This window comes from Haloparvum sedimenti, from assembly GCF_001462205.1.
Taxonomy (GTDB): domain Archaea; phylum Halobacteriota; class Halobacteria; order Halobacteriales; family Haloferacaceae; genus Haloparvum; species Haloparvum sedimenti.
Genome location: NZ_LKIR01000085.1, coordinates 6985 through 12316 on the forward strand (window position 1 = coordinate 6985; position 5332 = coordinate 12316).

General features: G+C 69.5%; 4 protein-coding genes. 2 read left to right on the forward strand and 2 right to left on the reverse strand.

Annotated features, from left to right (window positions below):
* The coding region (locus tag AN233_RS05390) for a (Fe-S)-binding protein (RefSeq protein ID WP_245626020.1) at nucleotides 1-763 on the forward strand (763 nt) is incomplete at its 5' end.
* Nucleotides 764-773: 10 nt separating this feature from the next.
* Here AN233_RS05390 and gdhB read toward each other — a convergent pair.
* Together gdhB and AN233_RS05400 are read right to left on the reverse strand one after the other, a co-directional pair.
* The gene (gene gdhB / locus AN233_RS05395) at nucleotides 774-2060 is read right to left on the reverse strand and encodes a glutamate dehydrogenase GdhB (RefSeq protein WP_058365811.1); all 1287 of its coding nucleotides are present in this window, start codon (nucleotides 2058-2060) and stop codon (nucleotides 774-776) included.
* Between the two features lie 67 nt (nucleotides 2061-2127).
* Nucleotides 2128-3309, reverse strand: a complete 1182-nt coding sequence (locus AN233_RS05400) for a M24 family metallopeptidase (protein WP_058365812.1) — start codon at nucleotides 3307-3309, stop codon at nucleotides 2128-2130.
* 228 nt (nucleotides 3310-3537) lie between these two features.
* On the opposite strand from AN233_RS05400, the gene AN233_RS05405 reads away from it, so the two are divergent.
* Complete coding sequence (locus tag AN233_RS05405) at nucleotides 3538-5205, forward strand: aldehyde ferredoxin oxidoreductase family protein (protein WP_058365813.1); 1668 nt, start codon at nucleotides 3538-3540, stop codon at nucleotides 5203-5205.
* Nucleotides 5206-5332 lie beyond the last annotated feature (127 nt).

A 5332-nucleotide genomic window follows, 5' to 3' on the forward strand; every position in this document is an offset into this window, starting at 1 on the left:
GGAGTGGTTCGCGGCGCGGGGCGGAGCGCGGGTCCCCGTCGAGGAGGCGACGCGCAAGGTCCTGCTGTTTCCGGACACCGCCACCAACTACAACCACCCCGAAGCGGGGCGGGCGGCCGTCGAGGTGCTGGAGGCCGCGGGCGTCCACGTGGCGGTTCCCGACGACGTGACCGCGACCGGGCGGCCCGCGCACTCGAAGGGGTTCCTCGACGCGTCCCGCGAACGCGCGCGGACGAACGTCGCGGCGCTGGCGCCGCGGGTCGCGGACGGCTGGGATGTGGTCCTCGTCGAACCCTCCGACGCCGTCATGCTCCAGTCCGATTACCTCGACTTACTCGACGGCCGGGACGCCGAGCGCGTCGCGGCGAACAGCTATGGCGTGATGGAGTACCTCGACCGGTTCGACCTGACCGCGGCGCTCGCCACGGACGCGGCCGACGAGACGCTGACCTATCACGGCCACTGTCACCAGAAAGCGACCAAGAAGGACGGCCACGCCGCCGCGGTGTTGCGGTCCGCCGGCTACGCCGTCGACGAGCTCGACTCGGGCTGTTGCGGCATGGCGGGGTCGTTCGGCTACGAGGCCGAGCACTACTCGCTGAGCCGCGCGATCGGCCGGATCCTGTTCGATCAGGTCGACGACAGCGACGGCGACGCGGTCGTCGCGCCGGGCGCCTCCTGTCGCGCGCAACTGGCCGAGCGCGAGGGCGGCGCGGAGCCGCCACACCCGGTCGAGAAGCTGGCCGCCGCGACCGTCGAGTGAAAAATCGGGGCTACGGCCAGAGCCCGCGCGTGTCCTTCGCCTCGGCGATGCGCGAGAGCGCGACGACGTAAGCGGCGTCGCGCCAGGTCAGGTCCGCCGCCTCGACCTCGGCGCGGACGGCGTCCCACGCCTCCAGCATCTGTTCTTCCAGTTCCTCGTTGACGCGTTCGAGCGACCACGTCCGTCGGTTGATGTCCTGAAGCCACTCGAAGTAGCTCACCGTGACGCCGCCGGCGTTCGCGAGGATGTCCGGGATCACGGTCACGCCGCGCTCCTCGAGGACCGCGTCGGCCGCGAACGTGGTGGGGCCGTTGGCTCCCTCCACGACGATGTCGGCCGCGATCGCGTCGGCGTTGGCCGCGGTGATGACGTTCCCGACCGCGGCGGGGATCACCACGTCAACGTCGAGTTCGAGGATCTCTCCGTTCGAGAGCGTCTCGGGCGCCTCGTGCGACAGCACCGCCTCCGGCTCCTCCTCGTGGGTCGGGACCGCGCGCGTGTCGAGGCCGTCGGGGTCGTAGATCGCTCCGTTCACGTCGCTGACGGCAACGACGGTCGCGCCCCAGTCGTCGAGCAGGCGCGCCGCATTCGCGCCGACGGAGCCGAACCCCTGCACCGCGACGGTCGTCTCCGCGAGGTCGCGCCCCTCGTAGTCGACCGCCTCCCGCGCGGCGATGGCCGTCGAGCGGCCGGGGGCCTCCTCGCGGCCGTACGAGCCGCCGACGATCGGCGGCTTGCCGGTGACGACGCCGGGGGTCGTCTCGCCCTGCTGCATCGAGTAGGCGTCCATGAACCACGCCATCGTCTGGGCGTCGGTGCCCATGTCCGGCGCGGGCACGTCCTTCGTCGGGCCGACCACGTCGCGCAGCTCCTCCGCGAACCGGCGCGTGAGCCGCTCGGTCTCGTCGTCGATCAGCGACTTGGGGTCGACCGCGACCCCGCCCTTCCCGCCGCCGAAGGGGAGGTCCATCACGGCGCACTTCCAGGTCATCCACATCGAGAGGCCGACGCACTCCTCCGCGGTGACCTCGGGATGGTAGCGGAGCCCGCCCTTGTACGGACCGCGAACGTCGTCGTGCTGCGCGCGGTAGCCGGTGAAGACCTCGACGGAGCCGTCCTCGCGTTCGAGCGGGACGGACACCTGCTGGACCCGAGTGGGGTGTTTCAGGCGTTCGACCACGTCGGGGTCGACGTCGACGTGGGCGGCGGCGCGTTCGAGCTGTCGGCGCGCGGTGACGAGCGTCGAGTCGGGTTCCTCCTCGGTGTCGGGGTCGTCGACTGTGGGTGTCGTGCTCATGGGTTGTGTAGAGTGGCTTGGTCGGTCGGTGTGGCTTGGTCGGTCGGTGTGGCTTGGTCGGCTTCGATCAGGTCGTGAACAGCCGGCGGGGGAAGTCCGCCAGCGTCTCCGCGCCCGTGCTCGTGACGCGGAACGTCTCGCTGATCTCCATGCCGACCTCGTCGGTCCAGATGCCGGGGATCATGTGGAACGTCATGTCCTCCTCGAGGACGGTCTCGTCGCCCGGCCGGATGCTGGCGGTGTGCTCGCCCCAGTCCGGCGGGTAGCCGAGCCCCATCGAGTAGCCGATGCGGTCCTCCTTCTCGAGGCCGTACTGCGCGATGGTCTCGCGCCACGCCTTCTCGACCGATTCGCACGTGACGCCCGGTTCGGCCGCGTCGAGGGCGGCCTCCAGTCCCTCGACGACGATGTCGGCGGTCTCCTCCAGCTTCGCCGGCGGGTCGCCCACGAACGTCGTCCGCGCCAGCGGCGAGTGGTAGCGGTGGCGACAGCCGGACAGCTCGATGATCACCGGGTCGCCGTCCTCGAACTCGCGGTCGGTCCACGTCAGGTGCGGGGTTCCGGTGTGGTCGCCGGAGGGCATCAGCGGGACGATGGAGGGGTAGTCGCCGCCGTACTCGTCGGTCCCCCTGATGAGCTGGTCGTAGATTGCGGCCGCGGCCTCGTACTCCGGGACGCCCTCCTCGATGACGTCCAGCCCGGCCTGCATCGCGTTCTCCGAGATGCGGGCGGCCTCGCGCATGTAGGCGATCTCCTGATCCGACTTCTTGATCCGCACCCAGCCGACGAGGAGCGTGGCGTCGACGAACTCCGCGTTCGGCAGGTTCTCCTGGAGGCGCGTGTACGACTTCGCGGTGAAGTAGGCGGCGTCCATCTCCAGGCCGACGCGACCCTCCGCGACGCCCAACTCGTCGAGGACGCCCGCGACGTAGTCCATCGGGTGGAGGTCGTACGGGGAGTGGACGTGGTCGTCGCTGTACGCGCGGATGCTGTCGTCGTCGAGGTGCGTGGTCGCGCGCGCCCCGCCGCCGTCCATGTCGCGGCCGATCCACACCGGCTCGTCGCGGTCGGGGGTGACGACGACCGCCTGGTGGACGTAGAAGGACCAGCCGTCGTAGCCCGTCAGGTAGTTCATGTTCGCCGGGTCGGCGACGACGATCGCGTCGAGGTCCTCCTCGCGCAGTCGCTCCTTCGTCCGCGCGACCCGACGCTCGTACTCGGCCGCCTCGAAGATTGTCTCTCGTGGCATGGTAACAGGTCGTCTACGAGAGGCATTGCCCAGCGCCCGTATAACTTTTTCGTGTACATTGAAAACAGATATTGTGTATAATCTGCGGCGCCGAACCGCTCGAATCCCCGCGATAGCGGGGCTCTCCGGCACGGAGTGCCGGCCGCCACCGGCCGCGAGAGCCCACGAAACCCCCAATCCGTGCCTCTTGACCTTGGGTTTTTGTAGCAGGTCGACGGACGTACGACCATGCTTCACAGTGCCGGACCCCTGTTGACGGTCCACCTCGGCGACCGGGAGACGGCGGAGACGGACATCACGGAGGTTCAGGAGCGCTACATCGGCGGGCGCGGCGTGGGGACGCGGCTCGCGCACGAACGCATCCCGTTCGACGCGGACCCGCTCGGTCCGGAGAACCGGGCGGTGTTCACCACCGGCCCGATGCAGGCATCCCAGATGAGCTTCACCGGCCGGACGAACTGCACCGCGGTTTCGCCGCTGACGGACGGCCTGCTCTCCTCGAACGCGGGCGGGTTCATGTCGCGTCACCTCGCCGCGACCGGCTACGGCGCCGTCGAGTTGGCGGGCGAGAGCGACGAGCTGGTGGTCGTCCACGTCCGCGACGACGGCGTCGAGTTCGAGCCCGTGCCGGACCTCCGGGAGGCGACCGTCCCCGAGACGACGGCGTATCTGGAGACGGAACACGACATCTCCAGCGACCGGACCGCGGTTATCGGCCCGGCGGGCGAGAACGAGGTCCGGTTCGCGTCGATCATGACGACGGAGGAGCGCGCGTTCGGCCGCGGGGGGCTGGGCGCGGTCCTCGGCGCGAAGAACGTCAAGGCGGTCACGTTCGGCGGCGAGTCGGCGCCCGATCTGGAGATCCCGGCGACCGCGAACGAGATCCACCGCGAGGCCGCGACGACGGACCACATCATGAAAGAGCAGGGGACCGTCGCGGTGCTGGACCTGGCCAACGAGATGGACGGACTCCCCTCCTACTACTTCTCCGAGCGCTCCTTCGAGGGCGCCGACGGGATCAACGGCGACCGCGTCGCCGAGAAGAAGTACAAGAAGGGGACCTGCTCGGCGTGCGCGTTCGCGTGCAAGCTCCCGACCCGCGACGAGGAGCGCGGCGTCGAGACCGAGGGCCCGGAGTTCGAGGTGGCGATGGCGTTCGGCTCGAACTCCGGCGTCGACGACATCGTCGACGTGATGGAGTCGAACCGCCTCTGTGACGAGTACGGCCTCGACGCCATCTCGATGGGCAACACGGTCGCCGCCTACCTCGACGCGGAGGACGAGTTCGGCAACCGCGAGCTCATCTGGGACCTCGTCGAGAAGACCGCCTACCGCGAGGGGGTCGGCGACACGCTCGCGGAGGGGATCGGCCGGATCCACGACGAGCTCGGCGTCGGGAACTGGTCGGTGAAGAACATGGACTTCGCGGCCCACGAGGGGCGGCTGCTCCACGGGCAGGCGCTCTCGTACGCGGTCGCGAACCGCGGCGCAGACCACATGTACGCCACGTTCTACTCCGTGGAGTACCCGCTCGTCGACGAGGACGAGGCGATGCCTCCGGCCGGCTTCGAGGGGAAGGCCGAACGCCTCGTCGAGCGGGAGAACCTGATGGCGCTCAACGACAGCGGCGTCGTCTGCAAGTTCTCGCGGGACTTCATGACGCCCGAGCGCTACGAGCTGCTGTTCGACGCCGACTTCGAGGACCTGCTGGCGGTCGGCGCGCGGACGGTGACGCTCGAACGGCACTTCAACAACCGCCGCGGGATCGACGGCGCCGACGACCGCCTGCCCTACGAGGACGAGCTACCAGGCCTCGACGACGCCATCGCCGACTACTACGACCGGCGGGGATGGAACGACGACGGGACCGTGCCGGCGTCGGCGCTGCCGGCGTAACGGCGGTTCCCGGGGAACGACGCTTCCCGCCGGCTCAGAAAAGCACCGGCTCAGAAAAGCACCGGCTCAGAAAAGCACCGGCTCAGAAAAGCACCGGCTCAGAAAAGCACCGGCTCAGAAAAGCACC